The 14,403-nt window shown below is 35.9% G+C and carries 15 protein-coding genes; 8 read left to right on the top strand and 7 right to left on the bottom strand.

The annotated features are described in order from the left end of the window. Nucleotides 1-74: 74 nt before the first annotated feature. From ACOQN3_RS06590 to glmS, 3 genes are all read right to left on the bottom strand, one after another. On the bottom strand, nucleotides 75-1,253 hold the full coding sequence (locus tag ACOQN3_RS06590; protein WP_420545689.1) for a response regulator: 1,179 nt from the start codon (nucleotides 1,251-1,253) through the stop codon (nucleotides 75-77). Between the two features lie 126 nt (nucleotides 1,254-1,379). Next, on the bottom strand, nucleotides 1,380-2,432 hold the full coding sequence (locus ACOQN3_RS06595; protein ID WP_420545690.1) for a type II glyceraldehyde-3-phosphate dehydrogenase: 1,053 nt from the start codon (nucleotides 2,430-2,432) through the stop codon (nucleotides 1,380-1,382). Nucleotides 2,433-2,590: 158 nt separating this feature from the next. Continuing rightward, a complete protein-coding gene (gene glmS, locus ACOQN3_RS06600; protein ID WP_420545691.1) occupies nucleotides 2,591-4,363 on the bottom strand; it encodes a glutamine--fructose-6-phosphate transaminase (isomerizing) in 1,773 nt (590 codons plus the stop codon). A gap of 313 nt (nucleotides 4,364-4,676) precedes the next feature. Between glmS and fbp the strand changes: the two genes are divergently transcribed. The 5 genes from fbp (at nucleotide 4,677) to endA (ending at nucleotide 9,667) form a co-directional block, all read left to right on the top strand. Then, nucleotides 4,677-5,831: a fructose-1,6-bisphosphate aldolase/phosphatase gene (fbp, locus tag ACOQN3_RS06605; RefSeq protein ID WP_420545680.1), complete on the top strand. Its 1,155-nt coding sequence runs from the start codon at nucleotides 4,677-4,679 to the stop codon at nucleotides 5,829-5,831. 132 nt (nucleotides 5,832-5,963) lie between these two features. Further along, nucleotides 5,964-6,374: a hypothetical protein gene (locus ACOQN3_RS06610; protein WP_420545692.1), complete on the top strand. Its 411-nt coding sequence runs from the start codon at nucleotides 5,964-5,966 to the stop codon at nucleotides 6,372-6,374. A 177-nt stretch (nucleotides 6,375-6,551) separates the two neighbouring features. Continuing rightward, nucleotides 6,552-8,318 carry an ATP-dependent DNA ligase gene (locus ACOQN3_RS06615; RefSeq protein WP_420545693.1) on the top strand — a complete coding sequence of 589 codons (1,767 nt, stop codon included), beginning with the start codon at nucleotides 6,552-6,554 and terminating at the stop codon, nucleotides 8,316-8,318. 62 nt (nucleotides 8,319-8,380) lie between these two features. After that, nucleotides 8,381-9,034, top strand: a complete 654-nt coding sequence (locus ACOQN3_RS06620; RefSeq protein WP_420545694.1) for a DUF47 domain-containing protein — start codon at nucleotides 8,381-8,383, stop codon at nucleotides 9,032-9,034. 96 nt (nucleotides 9,035-9,130) lie between these two features. After that, nucleotides 9,131-9,667 carry a tRNA-intron lyase gene (endA, locus tag ACOQN3_RS06625; RefSeq protein WP_420546606.1) on the top strand — a complete coding sequence of 179 codons (537 nt, stop codon included), beginning with the start codon at nucleotides 9,131-9,133 and terminating at the stop codon, nucleotides 9,665-9,667. Here the strand turns inward: endA and ACOQN3_RS06630 are convergent. Both ACOQN3_RS06630 and ACOQN3_RS06635 read right to left on the bottom strand, forming a co-directional pair. Next, nucleotides 9,664-10,041: a hypothetical protein gene (locus tag ACOQN3_RS06630; protein ID WP_420545695.1), complete on the bottom strand. Its 378-nt coding sequence runs from the start codon at nucleotides 10,039-10,041 to the stop codon at nucleotides 9,664-9,666. The two genes, endA and ACOQN3_RS06630, sit on opposite strands and share 4 nt — an antisense overlap. Nucleotides 10,042-10,047: 6 nt before the next feature. Next, a complete protein-coding gene (locus tag ACOQN3_RS06635; protein WP_420545696.1) occupies nucleotides 10,048-10,284 on the bottom strand; it encodes a hypothetical protein in 237 nt (78 codons plus the stop codon). A 101-nt stretch (nucleotides 10,285-10,385) separates the two neighbouring features. Between ACOQN3_RS06635 and ACOQN3_RS06640 the strand changes: the two genes are divergently transcribed. The 3 genes from ACOQN3_RS06640 to ACOQN3_RS06650 all read left to right on the top strand — a co-directional run bounded on the left by ACOQN3_RS06640 (nucleotide 10,386) and on the right by ACOQN3_RS06650 (nucleotide 12,926). Continuing rightward, nucleotides 10,386-12,155: an SDR family NAD(P)-dependent oxidoreductase gene (locus ACOQN3_RS06640; RefSeq protein ID WP_420545697.1), complete on the top strand. Its 1,770-nt coding sequence runs from the start codon at nucleotides 10,386-10,388 to the stop codon at nucleotides 12,153-12,155. Nucleotides 12,156-12,187: 32 nt separating this feature from the next. After that, nucleotides 12,188-12,640 carry a hypothetical protein gene (locus tag ACOQN3_RS06645; RefSeq protein ID WP_420545698.1) on the top strand — a complete coding sequence of 151 codons (453 nt, stop codon included), beginning with the start codon at nucleotides 12,188-12,190 and terminating at the stop codon, nucleotides 12,638-12,640. A 106-nt stretch (nucleotides 12,641-12,746) separates the two neighbouring features. Next, the gene (locus ACOQN3_RS06650) at nucleotides 12,747-12,926 is read left to right on the top strand and encodes a hypothetical protein (RefSeq protein ID WP_420545699.1); all 180 of its coding nucleotides are present in this window, start codon (nucleotides 12,747-12,749) and stop codon (nucleotides 12,924-12,926) included. Nucleotides 12,927-12,949: 23 nt separating this feature from the next. On the opposite strand, the gene ACOQN3_RS06655 is transcribed toward ACOQN3_RS06650, so the two are convergent. Continuing rightward, complete coding sequence (locus ACOQN3_RS06655; protein WP_420545700.1) at nucleotides 12,950-13,714, bottom strand: sulfite exporter TauE/SafE family protein; 765 nt, start codon at nucleotides 13,712-13,714, stop codon at nucleotides 12,950-12,952. 40 nt (nucleotides 13,715-13,754) lie between these two features. After that, nucleotides 13,755-14,399 carry a hypothetical protein gene (locus tag ACOQN3_RS06660; protein ID WP_420545701.1) on the bottom strand — a complete coding sequence of 215 codons (645 nt, stop codon included), beginning with the start codon at nucleotides 14,397-14,399 and terminating at the stop codon, nucleotides 13,755-13,757. Between the last annotated feature and the right edge of the window lie 4 nt (nucleotides 14,400-14,403).

Genomic DNA, 14,403 nt, shown 5'->3' on the forward strand with positions numbered 1-14,403 from the left:
AATCAACGATTAAGTTAAAGAAATTATTTATTTTCTACATAAGGGAAATAATTACAAGCATGTTTAGAAAATTTTCAACTGCTAGCTAATTTTTTAGTTTTTCTAGTTTTTTTGGTAGTTTTTCTAGTTTTTTTGGTAGTTTTTTTAATAGAGGGTTTCTTGCCAGATTTTGGTGGGTTATTTTGACTCATTGTAGTAATTTTACGTTTTTTTTTTCCATCAGTATCTTGAGAGGAGGCTTCATCAAGAAGAAGAAGATCTTTTCTTAAAAGATCTATTTCAGACAAAGTATCTTTGATCTCTTGCTCAATAGTGGTTTTTGAAACATCATCATTTCTCACAGGAATTGGGTTAGATGTATTTGTACCAAAATCCAAAGAGTTGAATGATTTCAGAGTAGTTATTATGCTTTGAAACGCAGTCATTTTTTCTGTAAACGAGTCAACTTTCATGTCAGAAAAAACTTGTCGAGTTGCAACATCAGCAGAATCCTGAGTGTCAGCAGCAGGTGCAGTTTCAGAAGGAATGTCAGGAATCGTAGAATCTTCAACGTGTTGTTCAAGTTCACGAATTTGGTTTTGTAGTTGAGTTAGTTTTTCTAATTGTTCAGAGGTGGCTTCGTCATCGTCATCCTGATCATCATAAGTTGAAGAAGCTTGTCGAATTGCAACATCAGCAGAATCCTGAGTGTCAGCAGCAGGTGCAGTTTCAGAAGGAATGTCAGGAATCGTAGAATCTTCAACGTGTTGTTCAAGTTCACGAATTTGGTTTTGTAGTTGAGTTAGTTTTTCATCAGAATTTGAGACAGAGAGATCACTGTAGGATAATGTATCATCAGAAGGGGGATTTTTTGAAATACTATAAGACAAGTCTATTTTGACATTTTCAAGTTCTTTGATTATTTCGTTAAATTTAACAGGTTTTTTCAGATATGAAAATAATCCAGAGGTCTTCCACTCATTCAAATCAGTTTGATTAATATCAATTGAAGAAAACAAGAAAACAGAAGATTTGTTAAATATGTCATTTTTTTGAAGTGTTTCTAAAACTTGTTTTTCAGAGATCATATCAAACGGAGTGTCAATAAACACCACATGGAATTGTTCAGTTTCGAATCGTCTTAATCCATCTCTAAGAGTAGTAGCATAATCAACCAAAAATCCTTTTAATTTTAGTCGTTTTACAAAGATACGCCCAAACAAAGGATTATCATCAATTACTAAAATTTTCATGTGTTGCAATATATGAGACATAGAGATTTCACATCATCGTTATTAATAATTCTAAACGGTGTTCTGTTACTAATCTCAGGCAAAAAGTCAATGAAAAAGAAAGATTACAGGAAATTACGTATCATGAAGATAAGAGAAGGCAAACAGTCAGTTTTTTTTTGCAAAATGTTCTTGTAATTTCTCTTTCTTTTCCTTCATATTAAAAATAGATTCAGTATGAGAAAATGCATCTTCATAGGACCTATCAAAAAGCATTGCCTGCATCAACATATGATTTTCTGGGATGACGATTCCAGTTTGATCATCAGAATACATCATTTGGACAGTATCTCCAATAGAGGTAGTCATGTTAGCATGAATGTGAATCATGTTAGTATCTGTAAAATTGAATCCCATACTATTTGCATAGTCTCTTACATCTTTAGTCCCCTTTGCAGTCCACAATGTGGCTACACCAAATTCATCTTTGAAAATTTCATGAATTTCTGAGGGTTTTGGAGCAGAACCATTGAATCTAATATCCATTATGTGTAAGTGCATCTGTCTTGTAGGAACCTTAATAGCTCTAACAAAGAGAGGTGCATCTTTTCCAAAGTAAGTTTTTACATCATCCCCATGATGAGGTTTTTCAGTCATCTCTATTGTATCAGACAGCTTCTTGTCAGTTTGCTCAATGTCAGCCCAGCGTCGTACTAGAGTAACATCAAATCTAACAAGTTGATCTCCATATTTATCTCGAAGCGGTTCAAGTATGCGTCCCATTCCGGTAACATTACAACTACCTTGCATCACATGGAATTTGCCCAAGGCAAGATCATAATTTGCTCTAGAGTTAAAAAGTAAATCAGAAACAGCCTCAGAGCCAATTGTAGATTCTCCCCCTTGATAAATAGCATGAACATTTTTTGGTTCGTAAAGATTTTTCTTGTTTTTATAACCATGACCACCAGGGGCAGCATCAATAACCAAATCACAGTCATCTAATGCAGATTCAATACTACCAGATATTTGATAATCTTTAAAATTGTCAATCTTATTTTCAGGGACATAAACATTCAAACCTCTAGATATAGCTAGATCCACCTTATCATCGGGAGAGTATTTGCCCACACCTATAACAGAAATTTCAGGATCATCTTTTAAAAAAGCGGTAATCCTACTTCCAATTGAGCCATAACCATTAACAAATACTTTTTTCATGCATACCCTAGAAACACCCCATTTATGTATATGATGGAAGGTTTAGAAACAAGAAAACAAGATTTTTTTGCCAAAAAGATCTTGTTTTCAGATACAACCAAAGACAAGTCACAAATAAAAAAGGAGAGACATCAAATATTACACATACAAAAAAAGAGTTATTTCACGGTGACTGATTTTGCAAGGTTTTTTGGATAGTCAGGATCAATTCCTCTTTCAATTGCAAGATAATAAGCAATAAGCTGCAATGGAATTATTTCAAGTAGTGGATAAAGTTCTTTGGCAATTGTTGGGATTTCTATCCAATAATCATAGCTTGGATCAGGTTTGTTGGATATTCCAATAATTTTTGCATCACGGGATTTTATTTCATGTGCACTTGAGATATTATCAACATAGGAATCGTCATCAGGATTAATTACAATCACATATGTTTCAGAGTCCATCAATGCAAGAGGTCCGTGTTTAAGTTCACCAGCTGCGATACCTTCTGCATGAACATATGTAATTTCTTTTATTTTTAGAGCCCCTTCCTTTGCTATTGGGTAATGGATTCCTCTTCCAATAACAAAGAGATTGTGCAAATTTTTAAGAGATTTAACCAATTTTTGAATTTGAGAGGTATCAGAGAGAATTTTCGAATACGCTTCAGAAACTTTCTTAAAATCTACTCCAAGACAAGAATCACATAATTTATCTGCGATTTGATACATTATTGCCATTTGAGAGGTAAAACTTTTGGTTGCAGCCACTCCAATTTCAGGTCCACAATTTAGTCCGATTGAAAAAATGGACTCGCGTGCAAGAGAAGAATTTTTAGAGTTAACCATGGATAGAATTTTAGAATTTTTTGTTTTACCAATGGATATTGCTTCTAATACATCAGCACTTTCTCCACTTTGAGAGATCGCAAAGATTGTTGAATTAGGAATAATGTATCTAGAAGAATATTTCATTTCGCTAGACATCACATGTTCAACTTTTTTACCCGCAAATCTAGAGAAAAGATACTTTGCAATAACTGCAATATGATAACTGGTTCCACTTCCTGTGACATATACATAATCAGAATCCCGTACAAAATCTACAATTTTTTCAAGATAATTACCATCATCATCATTACCCGCAACAAGAATTGTTTCAGGTTGTTCAAAAATTTCCTTAGCTGTAAAAAATGGATGTTCACCTTTAGAGACGTTTTGATAATTTTTAGGAATTGTTTTTATTGTGAATTGAGCTGCGTTCCCTTCAAAATTATAAAGTTTGTATTTATGATCTTCAATAATTACAAATTGAGAATTTTCAATATAGATTACAGAAGAAATATTTTCAGGAAGTCCAACCACATCACTAGTTAACAACAAATCATCGATATCTTTTGCAATTCCAAGTATCAAAGGCTCATGATTTCGTACACCAACCATTTGGCCATTTTTAAAAAGAGCAACAAAAGCATAATGTCCTTTAAGTTTTGAAACAGTATCCATTATTGCTTTTTTTACATCATGAGATTTTTCAAAATTGATCTGTAAAAGATTAGGAATTACCTCAGTATCAGTCGAACTCTTAAAGACAATATTGTGATTATCTTCTAATTCCTTTCTTAGATCAGCATAGTTTTCAATGATTCCATTATGTACTACACCTATAGAATCAGAATTACACATGTGAGGATGGGCATTTTCTACAGTGACTCCTCCATGAGTAGCCCATCTAGTGTGCCCAATACCAATAGTACCAGAAAGAGAGTCCATAGAAACTTGAGTGTTAACTTCATCTACTTTTCCGATACCTTTTTTGACAGAAATTTGAGATTCGTGGTTTACTGCAACACCAACACTGTCATATCCACGGTACTCCATACGTCGCAAAGAGTTTACAATTGTAGGAGCAACATCACTTCGGCTAGTCAGCCCTAAAATTGAACACATTATAGATTCTAAGTTAGAAACACAGGTGTAGGTAATAAGAATTATGAGCTTTTTATATGGACAATTACTCAAATTTTCAAGATCAAAATACAAATCAAATGTCTATGGTACAAACATCAAAATAGATTGGGCATAAGAATCAAAATAGAATACATGATTCTATATTGTTAGAACCAAATTCAGTAAAGATCATAGAGCAAAGTAGGAACATCATAAATTCTACATTAAAGGTTCAAAACAGGAAACAAGAAAGTCAGGTTCAAAACTTGTGCAAAGTACAACACATAAATCAAAGAGACAGAAGACACATCCCATGAAGATCACAGTTTCTGTTATCAAAGCCGACGTTGGCGGAGTAGGAGGTCATACAAGACCAAGTGATGGTCTAATTGAAGCAGTTAGAAATACCATCGACAATTCAAAAGATTTGCTTATTGATTATTACATTGGATATGCTGGAGATGACGTCCACATTGTGATGTCCCACACACATGGAACAGACAACCAAAAAATCCACAAGCTTGCATGGGACGCATTCATGGCAGGAACCCAGGTTGCAAAAGAAGAAGGGCTGTATGGTGCAGGACAGGATCTTCTAAGAGATTCATTTTCAGGAAATGTCAAAGGAATGGGTCCAGGGGTTGCAGAGATGGAGTTTGAAGAAAGGCCAAACGAGGCATTCACAGTATTTGCAGCAGACAAGACAGAGCCTGGCGCATTTAACTATCCAATCTACAGAATGTTTGTAGATGCGCTAAGCAACACAGGATTGATTGTAAACAAGAACTTGGCAGGCGGTGTCAAGATGAACATCATGGATGTTGAAGAAGGAAAGGTTGCAGAATTAGAGTTATGGCAAGACAAGCCAACAATAGAGGCAGCACTGATGTATCCGGGAAGATACGTAGTAGATACAGTAACCACAAAAGACGGGGAACCAATACTGGCAGCATCAACTGACAGACTGCACAACATTGCAGGGACATATGTTGGAAAGGATGACCCAATATGTTTAGTCAGAACCCAGAAACTATTTCCTGCAACAGAAGAGGTAGGAAGTGTCTTTAACAATCCGCATTACGTTGCCGGAAACACAAGAGGAAGCCACAACATGCCCCTAATGCCAGTCAAGCTAAATTCGGCTGCAACAATCAACTTTTGCATTCCAATAGTAGAAGCATTGGTGTTTAGTATGCACAATGGAAAGTTTACAGGACCATTTGACGGATTCTCAACTCCAGACTGGGACTATATCAGAGAGAATGCAACAAAGAAGGCACTTGCAATAAGAAGTCAGGGATTCATACATCCAGCTACCCTGGTTCCATCAGAACTGGAGTATGCAGAGGGGTACAGGGCAAGAATGGATGTGTTGGAGGCCAAGATGAAGCCAATGGAAGGCGCAGGTGGCAATGCCAGTTCATCTGATGTAGAAAAGAAGAAGGAAAACTACGAAGATCCAGACTAGACAAGTTATCTAAATAACAGTATTTTTTGTCTTCAAAGGAAGAAAACGATAGAATATCAAGAAAATACTTGTAGTAAAAAAGGAAATCATAGGAAATAGTTAAAAGAAAATAGGAACTACTAAAATTACGTCATGAATGGTTTTCAAAAACTATTTGATTGGAAGACATACATTCTTACAGCATTAGCAGTAATATCATTTTCCAATTTTGTGGCAGTTCTTTTTGGACAAACAATACCAGGAGTATTCATGGCATTCTTCAAAATAGCAGGAGAATACATCATATTGGGAGCAGTTTTCATTTTTGCCTTGGCTTGGCTCTTAAAGGCAAAACCACACAACAGACCAAAACAATACTCAATAATACCTTTTGACGTTTTTGGACAGAAAGCTCAGATTGACGGGCTAAGAACAGAATTTAAAACACATGATGTAGCATGGAGTTTTATGAAACAATACAAAAAGCAACACCCACTTTACAACTTTGCATTGGTTTCAGAGATCCCAAAATCAGACAAACCAACAATCTTCAAATACATCTAACAAAGCCACATCTTGTGAAAAAAATAACAGATATGATGAAAGGATTTTCAAAATAATTGGAATCAATTACGATCATACACATAAATTTCAGAATGTAACAAAGTAAAAAATCTAAATTGACAATAGGCACAGATGTGAAAAATTCAGACTTTTATTTCAGATGAGACAAAAAATAGAGTGGAATTTACCATATTAGCTGACTCATTTAACAAGATGGAATCGACAACAAAGCGATTAGAGCTAACACAGTATTTGGTAGAATTGTTTGAAAAAACTCCGACCGAAGTTATTTCCAGAATAATTTATCTTTTGCAAGGTAAGCTAAGACCAGATTTTGAAGGAATAGAGTTAGGAGTTGCAGAGAAACTAGCAATAAGAGCAATTTCAAAGTCTTCAGGAATTCCACTTAAGAAAATAGAAGAAGAGTACAGAAAAGGAGGAGATATTGGCCATGCGGCAACAAAAATACTAGAACAAAAAACACAGACAACGTTTGTTATCGAAGACATTACAGTTGAAAGAGTCTACGAAACGTTATTCAAAATTGCCAAGCTTGAAGGAACTCGTTCACAAGACATGAAGATGAAGTACATCTCAAGTTTGCTAAATGACGCAACTCCAATAGAGGCAAGGTACATCCTAAAGATTTTGTTAGGGACTCTCAGGTTAGGAGTTGCAGAAAATACAGTTATGGATGCATTAGCAATTGCATTTTCAGGATCAAAGGAAAACAGAAAAGTTCTAGAAAAAGCATACAATGTTTCAAGCGACTTGGGCAAGGTAGCAGAAACAATTGCATCTGAAGGCATCAAAGGAATTGAAGAATTTCAAGCAACATTGTTCAATCCCATCAGACCCATGCTTGCTGACAGGGTAAAAAGTGAAGAGGACGCAGTAGAAAAATTCAAAGAGAAATTTGCAGCAGAGTACAAACTAGATGGAGAGAGAGTACAGATTCATGTAGAAGGAGAAAAATCAATATTGTTTTCCAGGAGTTTAGAAAACATTTCAAGTTACTATCCAGACATCATAGAAAAGATTCCCAAATGCATTCAAGCAGAAAACGCAATTCTTGAAGCAGAAGCTGTCGCAATTAATGAGAACACAGGAGAATTTTTACCATTTCAAGAGTTAATGCATAGAAGAAGAAAATACAAAATCGAAAAAGCAGTTACAGAATATCCAATCACAGTCAATTTTTTTGACATATTGTATTGTAATGGAAAAAGTTGTCTGGAATTAGATTATAAATCAAGAAGAGAGAAAATGGAAAAAATTGTAAAAGAAGATGACTTTGCAAAATGCATTCCCATGACAATTGTGGAAAATGAAAATCAAATAGAAGATTTTTTTGAAAACAGTATCAATGAAGGAAGTGAAGGTTTGATGTTAAAGATGTTAGACAAACCATACCAAGCAGGATCAAGAGGAAGTTACTGGTTAAAACTAAAAAGAGAATACAGAAACGAATTAGGAGATAGTTTAGACCTGGTGGTAATAGGCGGATTTTTCGGTAAGGGTAGGAGAACTGGAAACTATGGAACCCTACTTCTTGCAACATATGATGAAGATGAAGACACTTTTACAAGCATATGCAAAGTAGGTACAGGTTTTTCAGATGAGGATCTTGACCAACTCTATCAAATCCTCCATCCAAAGGTTACAATAAAAAAAAATCCACGAATTGACAGTGAAATGGAAGCCGATGTATGGTTTGAGCCAGAATTAGTTATCGAAGTAGTTGCATCGGAAATTACACTAAGTCCAATCCACAAGGCAGCAAGAAACAAAATAAGAAAAGATGCAGGACTTGCTTTGAGATTCCCCAAATTTACAGGGAAAATAAGAATGGAGAAAGCAGTGGAAGATGCATCTACAAATGAAGAAGTAATCGCATTATATGCGGGGCAGAAAAAGGTAGCACCTGAAAAAAGGAAGATCTAATACCAAAAATTCACAAAAATCATAGAGGATTTAAATTACCTGAGAAGTTTTCACCTTCTGTTATGTATAGCGGAGAGCTTGAAGTTCAAGCAAAAAGAAAGGCTATAGCAGTTTTACAAGACGAGATTAACAGGATCCTGAATGCAGCAAGAGAGCTTGCAACATTACCAGACTTGATGATGAAAAAAGACAAGACTGGGATCAAAAATGCAATAGAGCAGATTTCAACTATTGAAGAAGAAGTAGAGAATCTTCGAAGAAAGATCACTCGTGAAGTTGCAGATGTGGGAGGATTAATCATGAACAGAGAAAACCTCCTAAACACGGCATATACGATGGATGAGATTGCAGGATACATCACAGGCATTTCCTTTAAACTCTCAAATGTAAAGACAACCACATTGAAAAGTGCCAAATTAGACAAGGACATCACAGCACTGATTGAACTTGTTGTAGACGAGGTCTACAAACTCAATGAAATAATCAGAAGCTTAAACACAAATACTGCTAGCGCAATTGAATTAGCTCAAGAAACACAGACAATAGAACGAGAAATTGACATCAAATACAGACAAGCAACATTGAAACTACTAACAGAGGTTACAAACACAAAAGAATTGATGCTAATCAAAGACGTCATTGAAGGAATCGAGGAAATGGCAGACAAATGCCAACGTGTTTCAGACTCGTTCATATTACTTGCCTTAAGCCTCTAGAAAAAACACCTTACATTCTTCATCTTATTTTTAAAAAACAATATTTCCTTCAGATAAAGATAATTCATATACACATCTTTAAGAATTAAAAAAATGATAAAAAGTGAATTAATAGAAAACAGGATTATTGTTTGGAATATCGAGTATTCACGTAAGCTTTTCAGTAAAGGATATTATGGAAAACCAATAGGCATACCAAAACCAAAGCCTGAAGAAATAGACGTTCCATTGATTTTAGATTTGATAGAAGGTCTGTATCTATTAGAAAATAAAATAATCAACATATCAAAATCAAAACATAAAGTAAGTGTAGAACAGATGATAGAGATTTGTAAAAAAGAATATCATGATTTTGATAAAAAATACCTAGTGTACAAAAACTTTAGAGATAAAAAATACATCATAAATCCTGGAATAAAATTTGGGTGTGATTTTGCAGTTTATGAAAAAGGGCCAGGAATTGATCATGCACCATATCTTATTCAGGTATACAACAGAACAGAACCAATAACATCTACAGGAATTGTACTTGCAGGAAGACTTGCAACAACAGTTAGAAAACAATTCATTTTGGCAATACCAAAAGGTAAAGAGAAGATTGATTTTCTAGCTTTGGATTGGTGGAAAGCCTAGATTGATTTTATGTGACCTGCAATTCGGTCATAAATTTCAAAGAGATCTTTGGTGATTCCAAAGGCAAGATGATCATCCCATTTTCCCCTAATTCGAACAGCACCATCTGTAGGTTCAACAAAAATGGTTGCACCATTTACTGATTGTTGCGCAATCATTTCGTTTAGAGTTGCATCGGTATTTAGTGCAGAGGCCAAACTACCATGACCGTTCCATTCGACTTTGATTACTTTTTTTGCTCCAAAATGGCCACTAGTTGTAAGGACAGTTTTGACAACAAAATTAGCTTCAGCATTGCCAACATCTTTTCGAACAATGAAATGTGCCTGAAATCTGTCTAAAGCACCCCATGGAAGCGGATTTGGATCTTGCATGTCTGGCTATCCCTTTTGAATGATGTGTATGACATCAATATTTGAGTTCTTAACATCAAGACACCCCTTGTTAGTTATCATTCTAGGGGTATGAGCGAAAAATCTACTATAGTAATCACCTTGTTCAACATCATCAGTTCCAATTTCTTTAGGTTGAGATTCTACTCCAATATCCTTTAACATATCGCTGAATTTCTCAGGCCATGTTTGATAGACAAATGTATCAGGTTCAGTATCATGCATCAAAAAATGAGACATCACACCCACAAATAAAGATATCAAGAAATGATTTTGGCTAGATCAATTCAATTAAATATCACAAAGCCTTTGAAAGGCTGTTTAAGATGAAGTTTCAAGGTAAGGTTGCACTAGTTACTGGCAGCGGTACAGGAATTGGTCAAGCAATAGCCAAAAAGTTTGTTGAAAATGGAGCAAGCGTCATTATCCTAGGAAGAAGAAAAGAACCATTAGAGGAGACATCAAAGATGCTAGAGGAGATAATCTCTCAGAAAAACAGTGGAGCATCTGTAAGAATTTTCTCAGGAGTAGATGTCAGTGACGAATCAGGAATGAATGGAATGTTTGAGTCTTTAAAGAACGATAATGTCACAGTTGATTATATTATAAACAATGCAGGAGTTTCGGGTCCTGTTACATGCTTTGCAAATTCACCATTAGATGATTTTAAGAGCACCATAGGAATACATCTCACAGGAACTTTCTGGGGCTCTGTGCAAGCACTAAAGGTCATGAAAGAAGGGGGCAAAATAATCACAATATCAACTTTCTTCACAGAAGAAAGACCACTAGAACAAAGACCTTACAGATTCAGAAGTCCATATACTGCATCCCAAGGAGCCAAAAACAGACTTGCCGAAGCAATGTCATGGGAATTAACAGATAAAGGAATAATATCCATTGCAACAAATCCAGGACCAGTTCATTCAGATAGAATCTACAAGACAGTTTATCCAAAAGCTGCAGCAGAATTTATGAGAGTAAGTGGTTTTGAGGATCTAAACCCAACAGAAGTAGATGCAGCAAACAAAGAGTTGTTGCCGCTGTTAGGAGAAGATGAGAATACAGTCAAACAAGGAATTACAAGTGCTGCTGAAAAGCTCGCAAACGGAAAAGATGTATCAAAATTAACTGAGACATTTACAAATCTATTAAACAAAATACAAACAATTGCAGAGAAGGTTCAAAACAACACTTCACATATGATTGCAAATCAAGAATTCCTATCACAAGGACAAGTTGCAACATCAGTTTTGAATTTGTGTGATGATGAGACTGCAAAGATCTTAAACGGCAAAGTAATTCCAGGAGACAGAGTATTCTATCCAGTCAAACCACATGTTGGCACCACTGCACCAGGGGTTCACCAACCAGACCTTGCTGGAAAAGCAATAGTGTTCACAATTGACGGTACAGACAAAACAGATGCAGAAAGAGTAGAATTTTTGGCTCAACATGTTGAGAAGAATGGAGGCAAAGTTGCATGCTTTATCTCACAGTCAACACCGCAAGACGTTCAAGAGCAAATCAGTAGTAAATTCCATTCCCATGTAGTAGATATCAAAAATCCTGAAGAAGTAGAAAGATGGCTCAATACAGCAAAGACCAACATTGGGGAAATTTTAGCAGTAATTCACGTAACAGGGAAACTTCCAGAAGTAGGAAAACTAACTGAATTGAGCAGAGCAGGATGGGAAGAATTGACTGAAAAATTCATTTCAACTCCTGCAACAGTTGCCCAGAGAGCGCTAGAACAATTCGTTCCAGGAGGAAGCAAAGACCCACGCCTTTACAAGGATGCAAATGGAGCAATCATGATCATAGGACCAGACCTACCAATTGGAAGAAAGGTAACAGGAACACAAAGAGCCCAAGTAGAAGTATTCAGAGGAGCACTAAGACCATTTACAACCACAGTCAACCAAGAACTAAGTGATGTTCTCAAGTCAAAGATCAGAATGTTCACAGTATTTCCAGGATCAGTAACAGGCTCAGAGCCAAGCAACGAAAGAATTGCAGATGCATTTAACTTCCTGATTTCAGACGCATCAAAATCATCCTCAGAAGTAACCTTCTGTGTTGATGAGATTAGATAATCATACACAGCATCATCAAAGTAGCAAAAACAATGAGGAAATTCTCAGAGTTCAGAATAGGAGATGCATTTTATTCCACATGCAGTATCTCTGAAAAGGAGCTTGAAGAATATCTGGACTTTTCCAGAATAAGAAATGCTTTCTTAGAGAGCAGACAAAAGGGAGAGCAACAAATTGTTTCAGGAAGAGCAATTCTTGCCAGAATGGAAGGGGAATTTACTAGACTCAGTCAAATTTATGGAAATCACATTATCTTTGTTGGAACAGATGGAGACCCAGAGTGGAAAAACAGAAACACCAGATTTCTCCAATTATTGCATACCGATGAAGTATTGAAGCTGAAATTCACAATATCACAAATAGACGACATTGATGACGAGTTTGGAAAAATTGCAGTAGATTTTGAAGGAACAAACCAGGATGGAGAAACAATAGTTGTTTCAAAGAGAAACATTTACAGGATTAAGAAAGAACCACCCAGATAAAAAACAGCCAGTTATTGAAAAAACAAGTCAACCATTCAAATTATCATATCTTCAGGAGACAAAACATGCGCTTAGTTTATCTGTATAAAACAACATAGGAGATCAAATGGCAATCATTTACATCATTGTGGGGGCACTTGCATCAATAGGAATCATACTATTACGATACTACCTAGAACAGAGAAAAAGAGAGTCCGCAGAAGGAAAAATTTGTTACGAATGTAACAAACCAGTTCCCAAATCATACAAGTTATGTCCCAGATGTGGATTGCCTCCAGGAACATAATTTAACAATAGAATAATTTCAGACTACATTACAAGTCCATCTGTCAAAGAATCAAAAAATAATTTTGCAGCAGCCATCAAAATAACAACAGTCACCAAAATTTGCAAATATCTTTCTTTAATTTCAATTGATAGCCTTGCTCCAACCAATCCACCTGCAAATGAGCCAATTGCCAAGAATCCAGCATGAATGAAATCTGGATGCCCCAAAAAGCTGTGAACCAACACTCCTGAAAAAGACGAAAACAACAATACAAGCTGAGATGTAGGAGCTGCTCTTTTCATCGTCATGCCCAACCCAACTACCATCAAAGGAACAAAGATTATCCCACCACCAATACCAAAAAAGGAAGACATGATTCCAGCAAAAAAGCTTGCACCTATTACAAATAGAACCATTTGTTTTGATATTGTACTTTCTTTTTCGTGTAATCTTTTTCTTAAGAAGATGTACACAGCTGAAGCAATCAACACCAAGCCAAACAAAACTTTGAAGATGTTTGGAGTCACATCAGACGACACAACTGCACCCAAAACAGTACCAGGAACAGATAACAATCCAAGTTTCAATCCCAAAGAAACCTCAATTCGTTTTTGTCTAGAATAAGAAACAGTGGATGCCACAGCGTTGCTAAGAGCAGCAAAAAGACTATTGCTTGCAGATGCAGTTGGAGAAAAACCCAAGAAGGTAAGTACTGGAACCACTATGATTCCACCACCCAACCCAAGCATTGAGCCGAGAATTCCTGCAGCAAAGCCCAAAGGAAGTAACCATAATGGATCTATCATTGTAATCGCCAATCAAATGATTTTGTAGTATATAATTAGACTAGCTATTCAAAATAATCAGAGTCCAGAGATAGTCAGAGTCTTTAAGAGTAATCTCAAGAATCAGTTGTTTTTGATCCAAACCAGAAATCTTTGAGCTCAGGGTGGTTTTTCCAGACTCAACATATCTATCCTCAGCGGTATCAAGCCAGTCAGAAATAGATTCAAAGCCTCCAGGTTGTTGTTTTTCCCAACAATCACATACCAAAGTCTCAATCATAGTAGTGAAAACTTGTCTAACTTCATTTTTCTTAGAATCGACAAATGGAGAAGAATCAACAATAGCAAGGACCATTTGCGGTACTGCAGAATCATCTCCACCCATGTTCAGATTCCCAAAAGGCTTATGGTTTGAATCAGTCAATGCCGAAGTTACACAATAATTAGAAATTTTTTCATTGCCTTCCAAGTCAACATAAGTACAATAGTGATTTACAGTATCATCAAAAATCTCAACGGGTTCCGACATAAAGACATCAAGAGTGCTAAGGAATCTTTTTAATTTTTCAGTATCAGAATAGAGAAATGTATTATGATGTAATTCAGTAGATTCAGATTCATCATCAGGAAAAGACGTGGTTGAAAATACAGCCAAAACAATGGCAATAGACGCCACTATTGGTATTGCAACAAGTTTTTTGTTCACAATA

It is taken from the genome of Candidatus Nitrosopumilus sp. (genome assembly GCF_965223225.1).
In the GTDB taxonomy this organism is placed as follows: Archaea; Thermoproteota; Nitrososphaeria; order Nitrososphaerales; family Nitrosopumilaceae; genus Nitrosopumilus.